The sequence below is a fragment of the Desulfitobacterium chlororespirans DSM 11544 genome, from assembly GCF_900143285.1.
GTDB lineage: Bacteria > Bacillota > Desulfitobacteriia > Desulfitobacteriales > Desulfitobacteriaceae > Desulfitobacterium > Desulfitobacterium chlororespirans.
The window spans coordinates 114,838-131,939 of record NZ_FRDN01000010.1 but is presented as its reverse complement, the minus strand read 5'-3'; the positions used below and the strand labels follow the sequence as shown (position 1 = coordinate 131,939).

The 17,102-nt window shown below is 47.5% G+C and carries 14 protein-coding genes, 1 pseudogene and 1 other annotated feature; of the genes and pseudogenes, 14 read left to right on the top strand and 1 reads right to left on the bottom strand.

What is annotated here, in order from left to right; translation table 11 throughout:
- Window positions 1-74: 74 nt before the first annotated feature.
- From BUA14_RS16515 to BUA14_RS28550, 5 genes and pseudogenes are all read left to right on the top strand, one after another.
- Window positions 75-620, top strand: coding sequence for a ferritin family protein (locus BUA14_RS16515; RefSeq protein WP_072773621.1), 546 nt, complete (start codon window positions 75-77; stop codon window positions 618-620).
- A 237-nt stretch (window positions 621-857) separates the two neighbouring features.
- Window positions 858-2,174, top strand: a complete 1,317-nt coding sequence (locus BUA14_RS16510) for an NAD(P)-dependent oxidoreductase (protein WP_072773620.1) — start codon at window positions 858-860, stop codon at window positions 2,172-2,174.
- Between the two features lie 237 nt (window positions 2,175-2,411).
- The gene (locus BUA14_RS16505; protein WP_072773619.1) at window positions 2,412-4,913 is read left to right on the top strand and encodes an HD domain-containing phosphohydrolase; all 2,502 of its coding nucleotides are present in this window, start codon (window positions 2,412-2,414) and stop codon (window positions 4,911-4,913) included.
- Window positions 4,914-5,110: 197 nt separating this feature from the next.
- Entirely contained in the window at window positions 5,111-6,346 is a 1,236-nt protein-coding gene (locus tag BUA14_RS16500) for an LL-diaminopimelate aminotransferase (RefSeq protein ID WP_072773618.1), read from the top strand.
- Between the two features lie 279 nt (window positions 6,347-6,625).
- Window positions 6,626-6,854 (top strand): annotated as a pseudogene (locus BUA14_RS28550) (hypothetical protein).
- Between the two features lie 35 nt (window positions 6,855-6,889).
- On the opposite strand, the gene BUA14_RS16490 reads toward BUA14_RS28550, so the two are convergent.
- Window positions 6,890-7,897, bottom strand: a complete 1,008-nt coding sequence (locus BUA14_RS16490; RefSeq protein ID WP_072773733.1) for a helix-turn-helix transcriptional regulator — start codon at window positions 7,895-7,897, stop codon at window positions 6,890-6,892.
- Window positions 7,898-8,279: 382 nt separating this feature from the next.
- Here BUA14_RS16490 and modA point away from each other — a divergent pair, with 382 nt between their 5' ends.
- From modA to BUA14_RS16445, 9 genes are all read left to right on the top strand, one after another.
- The gene (gene modA, locus BUA14_RS16485; protein ID WP_072773617.1) at window positions 8,280-9,119 is read left to right on the top strand and encodes a molybdate ABC transporter substrate-binding protein; all 840 of its coding nucleotides are present in this window, start codon (window positions 8,280-8,282) and stop codon (window positions 9,117-9,119) included.
- Between the two features lie 157 nt (window positions 9,120-9,276).
- Window positions 9,277-9,969, top strand: a complete 693-nt coding sequence (modB, locus tag BUA14_RS16480) for a molybdate ABC transporter permease subunit (RefSeq protein ID WP_072773616.1) — start codon at window positions 9,277-9,279, stop codon at window positions 9,967-9,969.
- Window positions 9,969-10,637, top strand: coding sequence for an ATP-binding cassette domain-containing protein (locus BUA14_RS16475; RefSeq protein ID WP_072773615.1), 669 nt, complete (start codon window positions 9,969-9,971; stop codon window positions 10,635-10,637). Before modB ends, BUA14_RS16475 begins: the two co-directional genes overlap by 1 nt.
- Before the next feature lie 138 nt (window positions 10,638-10,775).
- Window positions 10,776-11,543 carry an ABC transporter ATP-binding protein gene (locus BUA14_RS16470; protein ID WP_072773614.1) on the top strand — a complete coding sequence of 256 codons (768 nt, stop codon included), beginning with the start codon at window positions 10,776-10,778 and terminating at the stop codon, window positions 11,541-11,543.
- Entirely contained in the window at window positions 11,536-12,339 is an 804-nt protein-coding gene (locus BUA14_RS16465) for an ABC transporter permease (RefSeq protein WP_072773613.1), read from the top strand. Before BUA14_RS16470 ends, BUA14_RS16465 begins: the two co-directional genes overlap by 8 nt.
- A gap of 13 nt (window positions 12,340-12,352) precedes the next feature.
- Window positions 12,353-13,366 (top strand): ABC transporter substrate-binding protein, encoded by a 1,014-nt coding sequence (locus BUA14_RS16460; RefSeq protein WP_072773612.1) that lies wholly within the window; start codon window positions 12,353-12,355, stop codon window positions 13,364-13,366.
- 209 nt (window positions 13,367-13,575) lie between these two features.
- A complete protein-coding gene (locus BUA14_RS16455) occupies window positions 13,576-14,571 on the top strand; it encodes a GGDEF domain-containing protein (RefSeq protein ID WP_072773611.1) in 996 nt (331 codons plus the stop codon).
- Between the two features lie 55 nt (window positions 14,572-14,626).
- Window positions 14,627-14,875 (top strand) — a binding site (T-box leader).
- Between the two features lie 133 nt (window positions 14,876-15,008).
- A complete protein-coding gene (locus BUA14_RS16450) occupies window positions 15,009-15,998 on the top strand; it encodes an ABC transporter substrate-binding protein (RefSeq protein ID WP_072773610.1) in 990 nt (329 codons plus the stop codon).
- 174 nt (window positions 15,999-16,172) lie between these two features.
- A complete protein-coding gene (locus BUA14_RS16445; RefSeq protein ID WP_072773609.1) occupies window positions 16,173-17,090 on the top strand; it encodes an ABC transporter permease in 918 nt (305 codons plus the stop codon).
- The last annotated feature ends 12 nt before the right edge of the window (window positions 17,091-17,102 follow it).

Below are 17,102 nucleotides of genomic sequence, written 5' to 3'. Positions count from 1 at the left end.
ATAATATATGTAATGAGTGACAACAACATAGCTCACCATTTAATTAATGTAATATAAAAGGAGAGAATTGAAAGATGAAAAAGTTTGTTTGTGCAGTTTGTGGTTATATTTATGAGGGTGCGGAAGCTCCGGAGCAATGTCCTCAATGTAAAGTAGGTAAAGAGAAGTTCATTGAAAAAAGCGAAGGAAACCTTCAATGGGCTGATGAGCATAGAATCGGGGTTGCCGAAGGTGTGGATCCGGAAGTGATCGAAGGCCTGAGAGCCAATTTTATGGGCGAATGTACTGAAGTGGGAATGTACCTGGCCATGAGCCGTCAAGCCGATCGGGAGGGGTACCCTGAAGTAGCTGAAGCTTATAAACGGATCGCTTTCGAAGAAGCGGAACACGCTGCCAAATTTGCCGAGCTTTTAGGCGAAGTGGTCGTGGCCGATACCAAGAAAAATCTCGAAATGAGAGTGGAAGCCGAATACGGCGCTACTCAAGGCAAAAAAGATTTGGCAACCTTGGCCAAGAAGCTCAATCTGGATGCCATCCATGATACCGTTCATGAAATGTGCAAAGATGAAGCTCGTCATGGCAAAGCTTTCTTGGGACTGCTCAACCGTTACTTCAAATAAGATTAGACAAGCGGTATAGGGAACATCCTTTTGGGGATAGTTCCCTATTTTTTATCTATAACTAAGGCGTGGGTGTTTTTCTGCATGGATAGAATTACCAGGAATTTTAGCCTGCTCGTTAAAATCTTTACACCCTTCACCAAAAAAATTTATGGTATAATCAACTATATTTTTTGTTTCAATCTGTAAAACTTAACAGGGAGAAAACCTAAAACCTTAAGTATGAGGGGAGATAAAGTGAGTAAGATGATGAAATTTGAATCCGGGTTCAGTCAGGAAGAAGCTCTTGCCGAAGCCTCACGTTGTCTCCAATGCAAGAAACCCTTATGCCGTCAAGGTTGCCCGGTGAACAATGCCATACCGCAGTTCATCCGAGCCTTAAAAGAGGGAGAGTACGCTCAAGGTTTAGAAGCCATCTATCGTCACAGCTATTTACCGGCTGTTTGCGGCCGGGTATGTCCTCAGGAAAAACAGTGTGAGGCAAGCTGTATTTTAGCTCGCAAAGGTAAAGCAATCCGCATTGGTAAGTTGGAGCAGTTTATTACTGACAATGCTACCGAGGTAGGGTTTCCCAAAGTGGCTGCCACCATGGGGGCCATTGCCGTCATTGGCTCCGGACCGGCAGGTTTAGCGGCGGCAGTTCAACTGGCCCAGCTTGGCTATTCTGTTACCATCTTCGAAGGAGAGGCAGAGCCTGGGGGAGTACTTCTCCACGGTATACCGGAGTATCGCTTGCCTAAGGATGTTGTACGTCGTGATATAAAAAAGATTGAAAACCTGGGTGTGGAATTCAGGCTCAATACTTTAGTCGGTGTGGATCTCTTCCTGGACGATCTCCTGACCCAGGGTTATCAGGCAGTCTTTATCGGTACAGGTGCCGGGTTGCCGAAAACTCTGGAACTTCCCGGAGAGCATCTGGAAGGGGTCATATCGGCCCTTTATGTCCTGCAAACCATCAATCTCTATAATTCAGGCCAATTGCCTGAGCAGGAGCTTCCGGTGGAAAAAGGAGAACATGTGGTGGTGATTGGTGCCGGCAATGTTGCCATGGATGCTGCCCGCACTGCCAGCCGTTTAGGAGCGGAGGTAACCGTCCTGGCACGCAGAGGTTTGAATGACATGGCCGCCCGGGATATTGAGCGGGACGAGGCAATAGCTGACGGTGTTAAGATTCGCACTTATGCGGCTCCTTTGGCCATACTGGGAGAGGAAAATGTGACGGGCATAAAATGCGTCAACACCATGGTATCCCCAGAGGGTAAAGTTGTCATTAAGGAAGAGGAAAGCTTTGTTTTGCCGGCGGATAAAATTATTTTTGCTATTGGCCAAAGGCCCTACGCCCGTATCGTGACCACCTCCCAAGGCTTTGAGATTAATAAACAGGGCTTACTGATTTGCAATGACCACGGCATGACCACCCGGGAGGGGGTTTTTGCGGCAGGTGATGTGGTTCATGGCCCGGCTACTGTGGTCAAGGCTATGGGGGAAGGAAGACGGATTGCCATAGAGATGCATGCCTACCTTTTAAGGAAGAAATTGCAAAGTGCCAAGTGAAACTCCCCGACTACACTGCGCTAAGAGGATCTTGCTTGAGATTCATTTGGATCTCAAGCTTTTTTGGTTTTAAAATGCTAAGGGCATCATAATGTTTTTTTGGAGTTAAAGTTTTGTGAATTTTCTAACCACATAGGAAAAATGAGCAGGAATATGAATTTGCTTGAAGAACTTTTAGCGTTGGGAATCAATAGAATCTGGCAACCAGAGGATCATTACCGTGATGGAGGAATGAGAATGCAACAGGATGTCCAGGATGTCAAGCTTATGGCTGTGCTCAACCTTCTTAATCAACTCAGCAATAAAAACTCTCTTGAAGAGTACCTCAACGGAGTTATTGATTTTCTCTCAGGATGGACCGGATGTGAGAATATTGGTATTCGGGTGCTTAGAGAGGCCGGCCTTGCTCCCTATGTAGTGCATCGGGGGTTTGATAAGGATTTTATTGCTTCGGAAAGCTGCATCTCTGTCGAAGGGGATGAGTGCGTCTGTTTACGGGTCTTAAAGCAGCAATTTAAAAGTGAGGATCAAGATCATGTCTCGGCAGCGGGTACCTACTATGCACCGAATTTCTTTCAATATGTCGAAGAGTTGAGAGAGGACCAGCTTTTGAATTTCCGCGGTCTCTGTGCCCATAAGCAATTCAAAAGCTTAGCCGTTATCCCCCTTCTCCACCAGGGGAAAGTCGTGGGGGCTATACATATTGCCGACGTCAAGGATGGAGTGTTTTCTGAGCAAGATATCCAGTTCATCGAGACCATCCGACCTCTTGTTGCGGAGGCTATCTATCGGCACAACCTGGAGAAAGCTTTGGAAAGCACTGTTCGCCGGTATGAAGCTGAGGAAATGGTGATTCGCAAACTGAAGTTTGAAGAGAGATTGGCCAGTATCTCCGCCCGCTTTAATCAGCAAGAGGATTTTAAAGCAGCTGCAGAAGAGTCCCTCAAGGATATTTTAAAATTATTTAAGGCCGAGGAGGTCTGCCTCTATCTTGGTGGGAATTTGAAAGAATACGTCAGCGTCCGTGAACATGGCCAGCAAGCTTGCGGATGTGCTATTCCTTCCGGCACCTTCGCCGAGTTAAGAGGGCGCTGGAAGCAGGGCGAAATCTTATGCCAGAAACCTGCTCTTCAGAATGAGTTCAAAGAGATCGAGTATTTTGCCCAGGAAGTGTTCAGTAAAGATTCCATTTTAACCATTCCTCTCAATTTTAAAGGCTCCTTGCTCGGTGTGCTGATCATCGTTAACATATCCTCAGGCGGGCTGCCTTTTAAGGAAATCCTCAATCCCCTGAAGCTGGTTACAGAGACCTTTGCCAATGCAGTAGAGCAAGGCAGGATTCAATATCAATTAATGTGGTCGGAAAATCGCTACCGCACCATATTTAATCATTCAGGAAGTGCCTTTTTAATCGTTGACGAAAACTTAAAGATACTGCTCTCCAATCCTCAGGCCGAAAGACTTTTAGATTTACCCAGCGCCAAAATTGATAATATAGCTTATCTTACGGATTTTCTGCCCGATACTGAAGTAGGGCGGCTGAAAGAATATAACCGGAGAAGACTTCAAAAAGATCCGCAGATACCCCGTCAGTATGAAATGAAGTATAAAGACAGCCGGGGCAATCTAAAAGATGTCATCGTTTCCGCGGAGGTTATCCCCCAGACCACGCAAACGGTTCTCTCCATTATCGATATTACTGAATGGAAGAAAACCGAAGCCGAGCTGCAATTCTTAAACCTGCATGATCGATTGACAGGGCTCTATAACCGTGTCTACTTTGAGCAGGAGCTGCGCAGGTACGAGACAGAGCCCGGCCAGGAAGTTGGCTTAATTATGGCCGATGTCAACGGACTGAAGCTGATCAACACAACCTTCGGCAGCGAAGCGGGAGACCAGGTCTTAGTGACGACGGCAAGGCTGCTCAACGAGTGCTTCGAGGAACATCTTGTCGCCCGCATCGGGGGAGATGAATTCGCGGTGCTCATCGAAAAAGATAAGAATGTGGATCTGGAACAGGCCTGTCAGCTATTCCGCAGGAATGTAGAAAAATATAATAAGGATCATGACGGATATCCTTTGGATATCTCCCTGGGGTATGCCTGCTCCGGAGCCGATGGCGTAAACATGAGTGAGCTGCTGAGAAAAGCCGATGATGCCATGGGCAGGGAAAAGCTGCACAGTAATAACAGCACGCGGAATTCCCAGGTTCAAATCCTTTCCAAAGCTTTGGAATGCCGGGACTTCATTACGGAAGGCCATGCGGAGCGGGTGCAGAACCTGATTATCAGCACAGGGCAATTGGCCGGCTTATCCGAACAGAGGCTCTCCGATTTGAAGCTTTTTGCTCAGTTCCACGATATCGGCAAAGTAGGAATTCCCGATCAGATTCTGTTTAAGAAGGGGCGCCTGACTGCGGATGAGTGGGAGATCATGAAACAGCATTGTGAAATCGGTTATCGCATCGCTCAATCTACCCCGGATATTTATCCTATCGCCGATTGGATTCTCAAGCATCATGAGAATTGGGACGGTTCGGGGTATCCTTTAGGATTAGCAGGAGAAGAGATTCCTATTGAGTGCCGGATTCTGGCTGTTGCCGATACCTTTGATGCTATGACCAATGATCGGCCCTATCGGAAAGCCCAATCCACTCAAGCCGCTATAGAAGAAATCCTGCGCTGTGCCGGGACCCAATTTGACCCGCATATTGTTGAGCTTTTTGTCAAGACAGTTTAGAGCCCAGGAGAAAATTCCTCAGGGAAGAGTTGCAAAAAGACGGGAAATAATACTATAATTTATAACAATACATCGTAATTCATAATAATACATCAAAATGCATCATGTGCTAAGTCACAGGAGTTTTCACGGTGTATAAGGCCGACCAACACGAAGCGGCGTTTTCGGGGGTTACGATAAGAAGGGGGACTGGAACTATGGCTCAGATCAATGAGAATTACTTAAAGCTGCCGGGGAGTTATTTGTTTTCGGAAATAGCGCGGAGGGTCAATGAATTTAAAGCCCAAAATCCTGATGCAGATATTATCCGCTTGGGAATTGGTGATGTGACGAGACCTCTTGCTCCCGTCGTTGTTGAAGCTATGAAGCAGGCTGTAGAGGAGATGGGCAAGGCGGAGACTTTCCGGGGATACGGCCCTGAGCAAGGGTATGATTTTCTGATTGAGAAGATCATTGCCCATGATTATGCCCCTCGGGGAGTTCAGCTGGGCCTGGATGAAGTCTTTGTCAGTGATGGAGCCAAAAGCGATACAGCCAATTTCCAGGAAATCTTTGGCGTGGATAATATCATGGCTGTGACAGATCCGGTCTATCCCGTCTATGTCGACAGCAATGTCATGGCGGGACGAACAGGGGACTATGATACAGAGAAAGGGCAGTATGGCAGAATTGTCTATCTACCCTGCACTGAAGAAGGAGACATGAAGCCTGAATTGCCCACGGCACCTGTGGATATGATCTATCTTTGCTTCCCCAACAATCCCACGGGAATGACTTTGACCAAAGAAGAACTGAAGGTATGGGTGGATTATGCGCAGGAAAATAAGGCCATCATTCTTTTTGACTCGGCCTATGAAGCCTTCATCCGGGAAGAAGGAGTGCCTCGCAGCATTTATGAAGTAGAAGGAGCAAGGGAAGTGGCTGTAGAATTCCGCAGCTTCTCAAAAACCGCAGGCTTTACCGGAACCCGTTGCGCCTATACCGTCGTTCCCAAAGATATTATGATCTATGACTCCAAAGGTGAAGGACATAGCCTGAATAAGCTTTGGCTGAGAAGACAGACCACCAAGTTCAACGGGGTCTCCTACCCTGTACAAGCAGGAGCCGCAGCTGTCTATACTGAGGAAGGAAAAAAGCAGATCCAGGCCACTATCGATTATTATATGGAAAATGCCCGTATCATCCGGGAGGGCCTCCAGGAAGCCGGCTTTAAAGTCTTTGGCGGGGTAAATGCTCCGTATATCTGGATGAAGACCCCCGGCACCATGGGATCCTGGGAGTTTTTTGATAAGCTGATGACAGAAGCTCATGTGGTCGGCACTCCCGGTGCAGGTTTCGGAGCCAACGGCGAAGGATTCTTCCGCCTCACCGCCTTTGGGACCCGTGAGAATACCGAAAAAGCCATCGAGCGCATTAAAGCTCGGATGAAGTAAAGTTATTGGGGTCGCGTAGCGTTATGGGTCTTTTTTAGCGCTTCTTTTGGGCTTTTGTGGCTCATCTTCAAAATCTTTCCCCGGCTCACCGACCCTGCCGTCCAGGAGGCGTCGGTAAAGACGAAAAAAGCGGCTCGGATCAAGTGACTTGCACTCTATCTCCTACAGCGCCCCGCTCACTCAAGCCCGAAAAACAGCCCAAGGATTTTGCTTTACAGTAGGAAGCGAATTTAAGCGAGCGGAAACAAAACTTCGCGAAAAGCACGCAGCGGAGTCGGGTTGGAAACAGGACGTTTCCAACCGCCCATTGAGCAGGAGCGATTTGGGCGGCGTCCCGGCGGAGCGGAGTGCTTTTCGCGTTAGTTTTGTCCGTGCAGCTTATGGAGCGACCGGTGTAAAGCAAAATCATGGAGACTCGGGGACTTCCGGAGACTTATCTTTCGAAACTCTTCCAGAACCGCAAGAGCCTTTTCCAGCACAACAAAAAAGCCAGTCCTCTTTAAGCTAAGGGGGCTGGCTTTAGCTATCAGGCCCGGAAGGGAGCTAAGCTTCCCCCATAACCTTACCCATATCGGTGATATCATACCCGCCAATTCCCGCGACCTCGTTGCGGAAACTTTCGGACTTCAAAATACTCAGCAGAGCCTGGAAATGGGGCTTCGCCAAATCCTCTTTGCGAAGCACCAGGTCGTAGCGTTCCTTGTGCAGAGGTACAAAATCTAAAGAGCTGACTTGCATGGCGGCCTTTTCAATACCCAGCCCCACATCGGCTTCACCCCGGGCTACCCGGCTGGCCACGGCCATATGTGACATCTCTTCATCCTCATAGCCCCGGACACCGGAATGGGGAATATGTGCAAGACGAAGCTGCTCGTCCAGAAGCACTCGCGCCCCCGAGCCTCGTTCGCGGTTGACAAAACGAACATCGGAGCGCCCTAAATCACTCCAGGTCAGAATCTGCTTAGGGTTTCCTTTGGCTACATAGAAGCCTTCCATGCGATAGACCAGGTTGATAATAAGGGCCGGGTGCCCGGGCAACAATCTCCGCACATAGGGAGTATTGTATTCGTTGGTGTCGCTATCCCATAAATGAGTGGTAACCACATTAGCCTGACCGCGATAGAGAGCGATCAAACCATCAATACTGCCGCTGTATTGGCGAAGAAAACGGACTTGAGAAAATTGCTTTTCCAGATGCCGGGTCAAAATATCCAGGACGATATCCTGACCGCAGATGACCAGGCCTTGATCCAGAAGTGAAGAACCTGGAAAGGCAGAAAGTAGGTCAGGAGTGATTTTCTCTTCACTGCCTGTAAATCCTGACAGAGCATTTGCCGGCAAAGAAGAATTCAGTGTATTCCCGGCGGTGGGAGCGGAACAGACTCCCTTGGATTTACGGATGTAATTCTCCAAATCCGTGTTTTCGATACGAAATTTGCGACCGATGCGGTAAGCGCTGAGATCGCCCCGCTTAATCATTTCGTATACCGTAAATTTAGAGATTTTTAGAATGCTTGCCACTTCCTCAGGAGTATAAGTCACATTGGACAAGGAAATCTCTCCCCCCATAGTTGCACTTTCAAACAGTTGAGCAAAAGACCGGCGAGTGCTTGCATTTATAGCTTGATCATGATTATACCATACTATATAATATACATGAAGTTCAGTTGCGTTTGTTTATGTTAATTGACGCATAAGATTTGTTGATGCTAAGCTACAGTTTGACTCTGGTTTTAGTATGATAATGTTTGGTTTGCTTTGTTGAACTTGGTTTCATTCTTTTTAATTTGGAGCTTTTCAGACATTTAATGCGAAAACGAGAGCTAAAGGCACAACAAAAAATAGTGCGATTGGATGGGGTTTGCGTCTAAGCCGATCAATTTCCATAAATAAGCGGAGCGAAGAAAAAAAGATGATTTTCAGGAGGTTAAGGATGAAAAAGTGGATTAAAGCCCTATTGATTTCCGGTATGGTACTTTCTTTAGGTTTAACAGGGTGCGCCAACAACGGCGGCAACAGCGCTAACAACGGAGATAGCGGTGATAAGGGAGCAACTCCCCAAGAGCCCGTGAAACAAGTTGAACTGATTGTTTCCGCAGCAGCCAGTCTGAAAAATTCCTTGGATGAGATTCAGAAGGATTATGCCGCCAAAGAGCCTAATGTTAAACTGACCTTTAACATGGGTGCTTCAGGAACCCTGCAGCAGCAAATTGAACAGGGAGCTCCGGCTGATCTGTTTATTTCAGCAGGAAAATCCCAGGTGGATGCTCTCTTGGAAAAGAACTTAATGGATAAAGACAGCGTTGTCGATTTGGTGGGCAATGATTTGGTTCTTGTTGTCGGTGCCAACGATACCAGTGTTAGCTCCATTCAGGATCTGTCCAAGGAAAGTGTGAAGCAGATCGGTATCGGCACTCCGGAATCCGTCCCCGCCGGCAAATATGCTAAAGAAGCTTTCACCTCCCTTAAGCTTTGGGATACTCTGGAGCCCAAATTTGTTCAGGCCAAAGATGTCACCCAGGTGTTGAATTATGTGGAGACGGGCAACGCCGAAGCGGGAGTCGTCTATAAATCCGACGCTCAAGGCTCAACAAAAGTCAAAGTTGTAGAAGCTTTCCCCGCTGACAGCCATAAATCCATAACCTACCCGGCCGGAATTGTTTCGGCAACCAAGGAAAAGGAAGCAGCCAATGCCTTCTTAACCTATTTGAAAAGCTCAGACGCTCAGGATATCTTCGCGAAATACGGTTTTAAAACCAACTTAAGCAAATAAAAAGCTGGAAATTACTTTAGATAAAAAACATAAAGTACAAACACAGTGCATTTAAAGGTATAATCGGTCTTGGCTTTGTTTTTCTTGCTGAGGCTGATTATACCTATGGTTTTTACTGACTTTCGATAAATTTGAGGGAAAATTTGAGGGAATAGAGATGGACTTTAATTTTTCACCCATTATCCTATCTGTAAAAGTTGCCGTGGCTGCCGTGGTGATTGTGGTCTGCTTTGCTATTCCCATTGCTACGCTGATGGCTAAGCGCCAGTTCACGGGAAAGGCCGTTGTGGAATCCCTTCTGACCTTACCCCTCGTTCTGCCGCCTTCTGTGGTCGGATTTGTCCTGCTCTACACTTTTGGCAAGAACGGACCTGTCGGCAAGCTCCTGGGAGAGCTGTTTGGTGTGACGGTGGTCTTCACCATTTGGGGAGCGATTATTGCTGCGGCGGTGGTATCCTTTCCTATGATGTACCAGTCTGTCAAAGCCGCCATTGAGAGCGTGGATCCCCAATTGGAAAAAGCAGCCCGAACCCTTGGGGCCGGAGAGTTAAGGGTCTTCTTCACCGTCACCATTCCTTTAGCATGGAATGGCTGTGTGGCGGGTTTTGTATTGGCTTTCGCCCGTTCCCTCGGCGAATTTGGTGCAACCCTGATGCTGGCAGGCAATATTCCCGGCCGGACATCCACCATGCCTTTGGCTATTTATTTTGCCAGTGAAGCCGGAGACACCCGTCAGGCCTGGATTCTCGTATCGATTATGGTACTGTTCAGCTTTCTGGTCATTTTCGGGTTGAATCATTGGGGAAAAGGTAAGGGAAACTCGGCCAAGTCTGATGGGAGGATAGCTTAATGGTCAAGGTGCATTTTCAGAGAAAACTTCCTTCCTTTACCTTGGAAGTGGATTTTGAGGTGGATAATCATATTCTGGCCATTGTCGGTCCGTCGGGAGCGGGGAAAACCACAGTCCTCCAGTGTCTGGCAGGATTGCAGAACCCTACTCAGGGTGACATCTGGATTAATGGTAAAACCATCTTTTCTTCAGAACAAAAAATCAACCTGCCGGTTCGCAAACGCCGGGTTGGCTATGTCTTTCAGGATTATGCCCTGTTTCCCCATATGACCATCGAAAAGAATGTTCTCTATGGCAAGCCTAAGCAGGCAGCAGCAACCGGAGCCTCTCATAAAGCAATGAGCGTGACGGAGCTTCTGGACATTCTTAAAATCGGTCACCTGCGGAAGCGTTATCCTTCGCAGATATCGGGAGGAGAAAAACAGCGGGTGGCTTTAGCCCGGGCGCTGATGACGGAGCCGGAACTCCTTCTCCTGGATGAATCCCTTTCAGCCCTGGATCCCGATACCCGGGCCCTTCTTCAGCAAGAGCTCTTAAAAGTTCAGAAGCAATGGCAGATCCCGTTTATTCTGGTCACCCATGATCCCCGTGAAGCGGAGATCCTCGGCAACCAAATCATGAGGATTGATAAAGGTGTTCAGGAAATACTCAAACCGACAAAGGCATAATCCAAAGCGCAAAATTCCCTTCTCTACCCAGAGGAGGGGATTTTTTTATGTCTCAAACACTCACCCATTTTCGGGGGATTCAATACACTATTACAGATAGTGAAAGTGCTGAGTGCAAAAAGAAAGGGGGGAGGGGCCTTGAGAAAGGTTGTGGAGCTGCATAACCTTGGCATGAAATATCAATCCCTTAACGGAGAAATTGCAGCCCTTGAAGAGATCAACCTTGATGTTTATGAAGGTGAGTTTGTCAGTATTGTCGGCCCCAGCGGCTGCGGCAAATCAACCCTTCTATCCATTATCTGCGGATTGATTTCCCCCACAGCAGGCAGAGTTCTTGTGGAGGGTGAGGTGGTCACAGGAACATCGCCCAAGATTGGCTATATGTTGCAGAAGGACCATCTCTTTGAGTGGCGGACTATTTTACAGAACATCAAGCTGGGGCTGGAGATTCAAAAAGCCATGACACCGGAAGCCAAGGCTTATACAGAGCACCTCCTGCAGACTTACGGGCTTTATGAATTTCGTAATAAATACCCCAGCCAACTCTCGGGAGGGATGAGACAAAGAGCGGCCCTTATCCGCACCCTGGTCACCAATCCGCAAATCCTGCTTTTAGATGAAGCGTTTTCGGCTTTGGATTATCAGACTCGCCTGGCTGTTAACGAAGATATTTACACTATTATTAAGAAAGAGAACAAAACAGCCATTATGGTCACTCATGATATTGCCGAGAGCATCAGTATGGCGGATCGGGTGGTAGTGCTCAGCAAACGGCCGGGTACGATTAAGAAAATCTATGAGATCCGCATGAATTGTGCAAAGAGAACCCCTTTAAAATCCAGGGATATGCCGGAATTCCAGACCTACTTTCAAGGAATATGGAAGGAGCTGGATGTCCATGTCTAATAGTTCTCCGGAACATAGGGCCTATCTGAAAAAAGTACGGCAGGAAAAAGTCAAAGTCAGAGTGACTCAGGCTTTAATTCTGATCATCGCCCTGGGTTTATGGGAGATCTGTGCCCGAGCTGGCATTGTGGATCCCTTCATTACCAGTCAGCCCAGCCGTGTGCTGAAAACCATGATCAACCTTCATCAAGAAGGTGTATTGTTTCATCATATAGCCATTACCTGTATGGAAACCATCATCGGCTTTATCCTGGGAACGGTCTTGGGAACGATGATCGCCATCGTCCTGTGGTGGTCTGAATTTATCTCCAAAGTCTCAGAACCTTATCTCGTTATTCTCAACAGTCTGCCCAAAATTGCCCTAGGTCCCATCTTCATTGTCTGGATTGGCGCCGGTCCGGCGGCTATTATCGTCATGACCCTGGCTATTTCCCTGATTGTGACTATTCTGGAAGTGCTCAATGGTTTTTTATCCATAGACCAAGAGAAAATCAAGCTGGTTCAGACCTTTGGCGGAACAAAAATTCAGGTGCTCACCAAAGTTCTCCTGCCGGCCTCCTTTCCTACCATCGTCAATGCTCTGAAAATAAATGTCGGACTCTCCTGGGTTGGGGTTATCGTCGGTGAATTCCTCGTCTCCAAAGCGGGGCTGGGTTATCTCATCGTTTATGGAGGTCAGGTGTTTAAGCTGGATTTAGTTATGACCAGCGTCTTCATTCTGGGCATAGCTGCGGCATTAATGTATCAGGGGGTGGTTTTGTTCGAAAAGATCCTGGTCAAGAATTCAGATTCATAAAGGGAGGGTTACTATGAAACGCCGATTAGGCCTACTTATGTTCCTTGTGTTAGTGGTATCTCTAATATTAACAGGATGCGGCAACACCGGTGGCAAACAAGATCAACTCACCAAAATCCGAGTCTCGGAAGTCACCCATTCCATCTTCTATGCACCCCAATATGTGGCCCTGTCTCAAGGCCTTTTTGAAGAAGAAGGACTGGAGATTGAGCTGACCAACGGAGGCGGGGCGGATAAAGTCATGACTGCCGTATTGACGGGTCAGGTGGAGGTTGGTCTTGCCGGTCCGGAAGCCACCATTTACGTGTACAATGAAGGCAAAGAAGATAATGCCATCGTCTTTGCCCAACTGACCAACGGGGACGGAACCTTCCTCATCGGCAGGGAGCAGGACCCCGACTTCAGCTGGAGCGATCTTAAAGGAAAAACAATTATTGGCGGCAGAAAAGGGGGCATGCCCGAAATTATCCTGCAATACGTGCTCCGCAACAACGGATTGACCCCGGGAAAGGATGTTTTCATCGATACCACCATGCAATTTAACGCTATGCCGGGAGCTTTCCTGGGTGGTCAAGGGGATTATGTCATTCTTTTCGAACCTACAGGTTCGATGATGGAGAAGGAGGGGAAAGCTCACATTGTGGCTTCTCTGGGCAAGGCAAGCGGCGAAGTGCCTTATACGGCTTATTTTGCCAAGAAGAGCTATATGGAGAAAAATCCTAATATCATCCAGAAGTTTACCAATGCTGTCTACAAAGGCCAACTCTGGATAGAATCCCACTCACCGGAGGAAATCGCCCAAGCGATTAAAGCTCATTTTCCAGATACGGAAGAAGAGATTTTAACCACGGTTGTGAAACGCTATAAGGAACAAAACAGCTGGAAAAAAGATCCCATCTTATTGGAAAAGGATCTCCATGTTCTGCAAAAAGCTCTGCAGGATGCCGGCGAATTGAGTAAAACTGCACCTTATGAAAAAATTATCACCCCCGTTTTTGGTGAGAATTCTGTAAAAAATATTAAATAAGTATTTGAATAATTCTTGAGTGAGAAGAGCTGTTTGATTGTATTTCAAATAGTTCTCTCCTCTCTTATTAAGCCGGATAGCGCGGGCTTAACCCCTTTTTCCAACAGCCGAATTGTTAATGATTTGTTAAGGATTAGCTGATTTTCAAAACAATGGTTTTGAGATAAAATTAAGGTAGATCAGCATAGGTATTTTTAGAGGGTGTTCTTATGTCTTATGGGCTTATAATCGTTTTGATTATTATCCTTGGCATTAGCTTATGGCATGCTAAAAAGTATCGCCGGGCCGTGGTCAACCAGGTTGCTCACGTATGGATTATGAAAAATGCCTTTGAACACACGGCGTTAGGGATGGCGATAGTCAGCCCTGATTGCCGCTTCCTAAAAATCAACCGGGCCTATGGGGAGATTAGCGGCTATACCCGGCCGGAGTTGTTGAAGATGGCTGTTAAAGAATTGACTCACCCGGAGGATCAGGAAAAAGATACTCCCTATCTTCAAGAAGTTTTTGCCGGCAATATCCATTCCTTTACCACAGTTAAGCGCTATATCCATAAAAATGGCAGCACCATTTGGGTCAGATCAACCATTTCCGCCGTCCGCACTGAACGCGGCAACCTCAAGTATTTTGTCGCCCAGATACAGGATATGACCATCGCCAAAAATGCCGAGGATGAGCTGCGTAAGTCGCGGGATAATGCGGAAGTCCTGGCCCGTACCGATTATCTGACCAAGACCCTGAATCGCAGGGCTTTTATCGAACGGCTACAGGAAGAGTTGGAACGAACCAAGCGGACTCAGGAAGGCTTTGCTATGATCTTGGTCGACATTGACTATTTCAAGAAAGTCAACGATCAATTTGGGCATTTAGCAGGAGATTATGTTCTCCAGAAATTTGCGGATTGCTTAAGCAATAACGTAAGGCCCTATGATTTTATAGGACGTTACGGAGGAGAAGAGTTCATTATTTGTCTGCCGGATACCGATATTGAGCAGGCTGTCCTGGTCGCGGAACGCATGAGGGAAAGCGTGGAAGCCCTTGAGGTAGACTATTTGCATGCCCAGATTAAAGTCACAGGCAGCTTCGGGGTAGCGGTTTACGACAGCCATTCATCAGATACCCTTGACGAGCTCATAGAAAGAGCCGATGCGGCCATGTATGTGGCCAAGAACCATAAAAACACCGTCTATCAGTGGGTATCTTAAAAGTTTTTTATCTGAAAAATTTTATTGATTCCCTCGCCATAGTATGATAAGATGTTCTAAACTGTTGACGGGGAAGTAAAACCGCAAGACCAGCTTTAAAGAGAGCCGGGGAAGGTGGAAGCCTGGCAAGTAACGGAGCGGGTAAATGGGCCCCTGAGGGCGGAGCGAAAAGCAATGAGTAGCTTACGACGCATAGCCAGCGTTATTGGGCTAAGGGTGTGATGGCACTCTGCAAGAGAGGATGTATGATTTATTTCATGCATCAATTAAGGTGGTACCGCAGGTTTATACGCCTGTCCTTAAGTTTTGACTTAGGGACAGGCGTTTTTGCTTTGGTACGGCCTAATCCCGGCCATTTCCGCGGATGGTAGGGATATTGCAGGGAAGAACCCTCAATCTTTATCTTAATCAAAAAGAAAGAGTGGAGGAATCTTCAGATGAAAAAGAAATTTGCGGTGATGTTAAGTGGACTATTAGCCCTATCGTTACTTCTCACAGGCTGCGGCTCGGCACAAGGAAAAGCGGATGGCGGCAAAAAAACCGTAGGGATTGTGCAAATTGTTGAGCACCCTTCCCTGAATACCATTCGTGAGGCCACGATTGCTGAACTGGCAGCCCAGGGATTTAAACATGGCGAAAATATTATCATCGACTACCAAAATGCCCAAGGAGACCAAACCAATCTCAAAACCATCGCCCAGAAGTTTGTCAAAAATAATTATGATGTGATCATTGCCATCGCCACCCCGTCGGCTCAAGCGGTAGTCAGTGAGACTAAGGAGATTCCGGTCGTCTTTTCAGCGGCCACCGATCCCCTGGGGTCAGGGCTTGTCAGCAACATGGAAAAACCTGGCGGCAATGTCACCGGCACCTCAGACCGGGTCTCCGCCGAAAAAATCATGGAATTGGCGGAGCAAATCACTCCGGGAATCGAAACCGTGGGAGCACTGTACAACACCAGTGAGACCAATTCTGTTTCTGTAATCGATAATCTCAAGGAATACGCTGCCCGGAAAAATATCAAAGTAGTTGAAGCCACAGTAACCAATAGCTCCGAGGTGCTCCAGGCCGTCAATTCCTTGACCGGTAAAGCCAATGCCATTTTCATTCCTATCGATAACGCTGTGGCCAGTGCCATGCCCGCAGTAGCCCAAGCTGCCAACAAAGCGCAAATCCCCGTTTATGTGGGAGCAGACTCTATGGTTAAAGACGGAGGCCTGGCGACTTATGGCATTAACTACACTGTGCTTGGCCAAGAAACCGGTAAAATGGCCGCCGAAATTCTTAACGGGAAAAAACCCGGCGATATCCCCGTAAAATCTATGACCGATATGGATATTTACCTCAATCAAAAAACAGCCGATACCATCGGCATAACCATCCCGGAAGACGTTCTCCAGAAAGCTGCCGAGGTCTTCACCGAATAGGGACAAGGGGACAGGTCCTCCCACCTGCTCAATCTCCCACGAAGGAACCCTTTTGACGATATTCCCCATTTAACTTAAATCCTTCACAAGCGAGATAAGGGTCAACCATTGGCCCAAGTCTCGCTGATTATCTGCACTCAATAATTTAACGGATAAAGGAGAGACCACCACCCTATGAGCATCTTCGCCTTACAAGGCTCCTTTGAATTAGGAATAATCTATGCCATCATGGCCCTGGGGGTATTCTTATCCTTCCGTACTTTAAATATGCCCGACTTGACGGTGGACGGGAGCTTTGTCACAGGGGCGGCCATCTCTGTTGTTTTATGCATGAACGGCCACCCTTTCCTCGGGCTGCTGCTGGCCTTTGTTTTTGGCTGCGGTGCCGGGTGCATTGCCGCCTTTCTCTACACCAAACTCAAGATTCAGGCATTGCTGGCAGGAATTCTGGCCATGCTGGCTCTCTACTCCATTAATTTAAAGATCCTTAGCGGCCGGGCCAATATCGCCCTTTTAAACAAGGCCACCGTCTTCAGTGAATTTGAAAAGGTAATGAGCGGAGAATACAGCCAACTGACCCTTGCCCTGCTGGTGATGCTTCTCTGCCTGATTCTGCTTTTCCTTTTCCTGAATACCCGCTTGGGCTTCCTGGTAAGGGCTACGGGAGATAATGATCAAATGGTCAGAGCTTTAGGTGTGAATACGGATCTGACCGTATTTGTCGGTCTGGCCGGGGCCAATGGCTTTGTAGCTCTTTCCGGGGCTATGATCGCCCAATACCAATCCTTTGTGGATGTAAGCATGGGTGTGGGCATGGTGGTTATTGGTTTAGCTTCGGTGATCATCGGTGAAGTGGTTTTCGGAATACGGACCCTGCTGCGCCGGCTCATTGCTGTGGTTTTGGGTTCTGTTCTGTATCGCCTGATTATTGCCTTTGCCCTGGAACTAGGAATGCCGGCTACCGATCTTAAACTGGTATCCGCCATTATTGTAGCCTTAGCTATGTCCACTCCTGTTTTGAAAAAGCAGTTTGCTGTCATGAAACGCAGGCATTTTTCTCACCAGGGAAGCAGCAAAGGGAATGTGCAGTGAAAGGAATGAAGG

Bases quoted from the DNA above. Each gene is read 5' to 3' on its own strand.
- BUA14_RS16515 (WP_072773621.1), top strand. From the start codon at position 75: ATGAAAAAGTTTGTTTGTGCAGTTTGTGGTTATATTTATGAGGGTGCG.
- BUA14_RS16505 (WP_072773619.1), top strand. From the start codon at position 2,412: ATGCAACAGGATGTCCAGGATGTCAAGCTTATGGCTGTGCTCAACCTT.
- BUA14_RS16500 (WP_072773618.1), top strand. From the start codon at position 5,111: ATGGCTCAGATCAATGAGAATTACTTAAAGCTGCCGGGGAGTTATTTG.
- modA (WP_072773617.1), top strand. From the start codon at position 8,280: ATGAAAAAGTGGATTAAAGCCCTATTGATTTCCGGTATGGTACTTTCT.
- modB (WP_072773616.1), top strand. From the start codon at position 9,277: ATGGACTTTAATTTTTCACCCATTATCCTATCTGTAAAAGTTGCCGTG.
- BUA14_RS16475 (WP_072773615.1), top strand. From the start codon at position 9,969: ATGGTCAAGGTGCATTTTCAGAGAAAACTTCCTTCCTTTACCTTGGAA.
- BUA14_RS16465 (WP_072773613.1), top strand. From the start codon at position 11,536: ATGTCTAATAGTTCTCCGGAACATAGGGCCTATCTGAAAAAAGTACGG.
- BUA14_RS16460 (WP_072773612.1), top strand. From the start codon at position 12,353: ATGAAACGCCGATTAGGCCTACTTATGTTCCTTGTGTTAGTGGTATCT.
- BUA14_RS16455 (WP_072773611.1), top strand. From the start codon at position 13,576: ATGTCTTATGGGCTTATAATCGTTTTGATTATTATCCTTGGCATTAGC.
- BUA14_RS16450 (WP_072773610.1), top strand. From the start codon at position 15,009: ATGAAAAAGAAATTTGCGGTGATGTTAAGTGGACTATTAGCCCTATCG.
- BUA14_RS16445 (WP_072773609.1), top strand. From the start codon at position 16,173: ATGAGCATCTTCGCCTTACAAGGCTCCTTTGAATTAGGAATAATCTAT.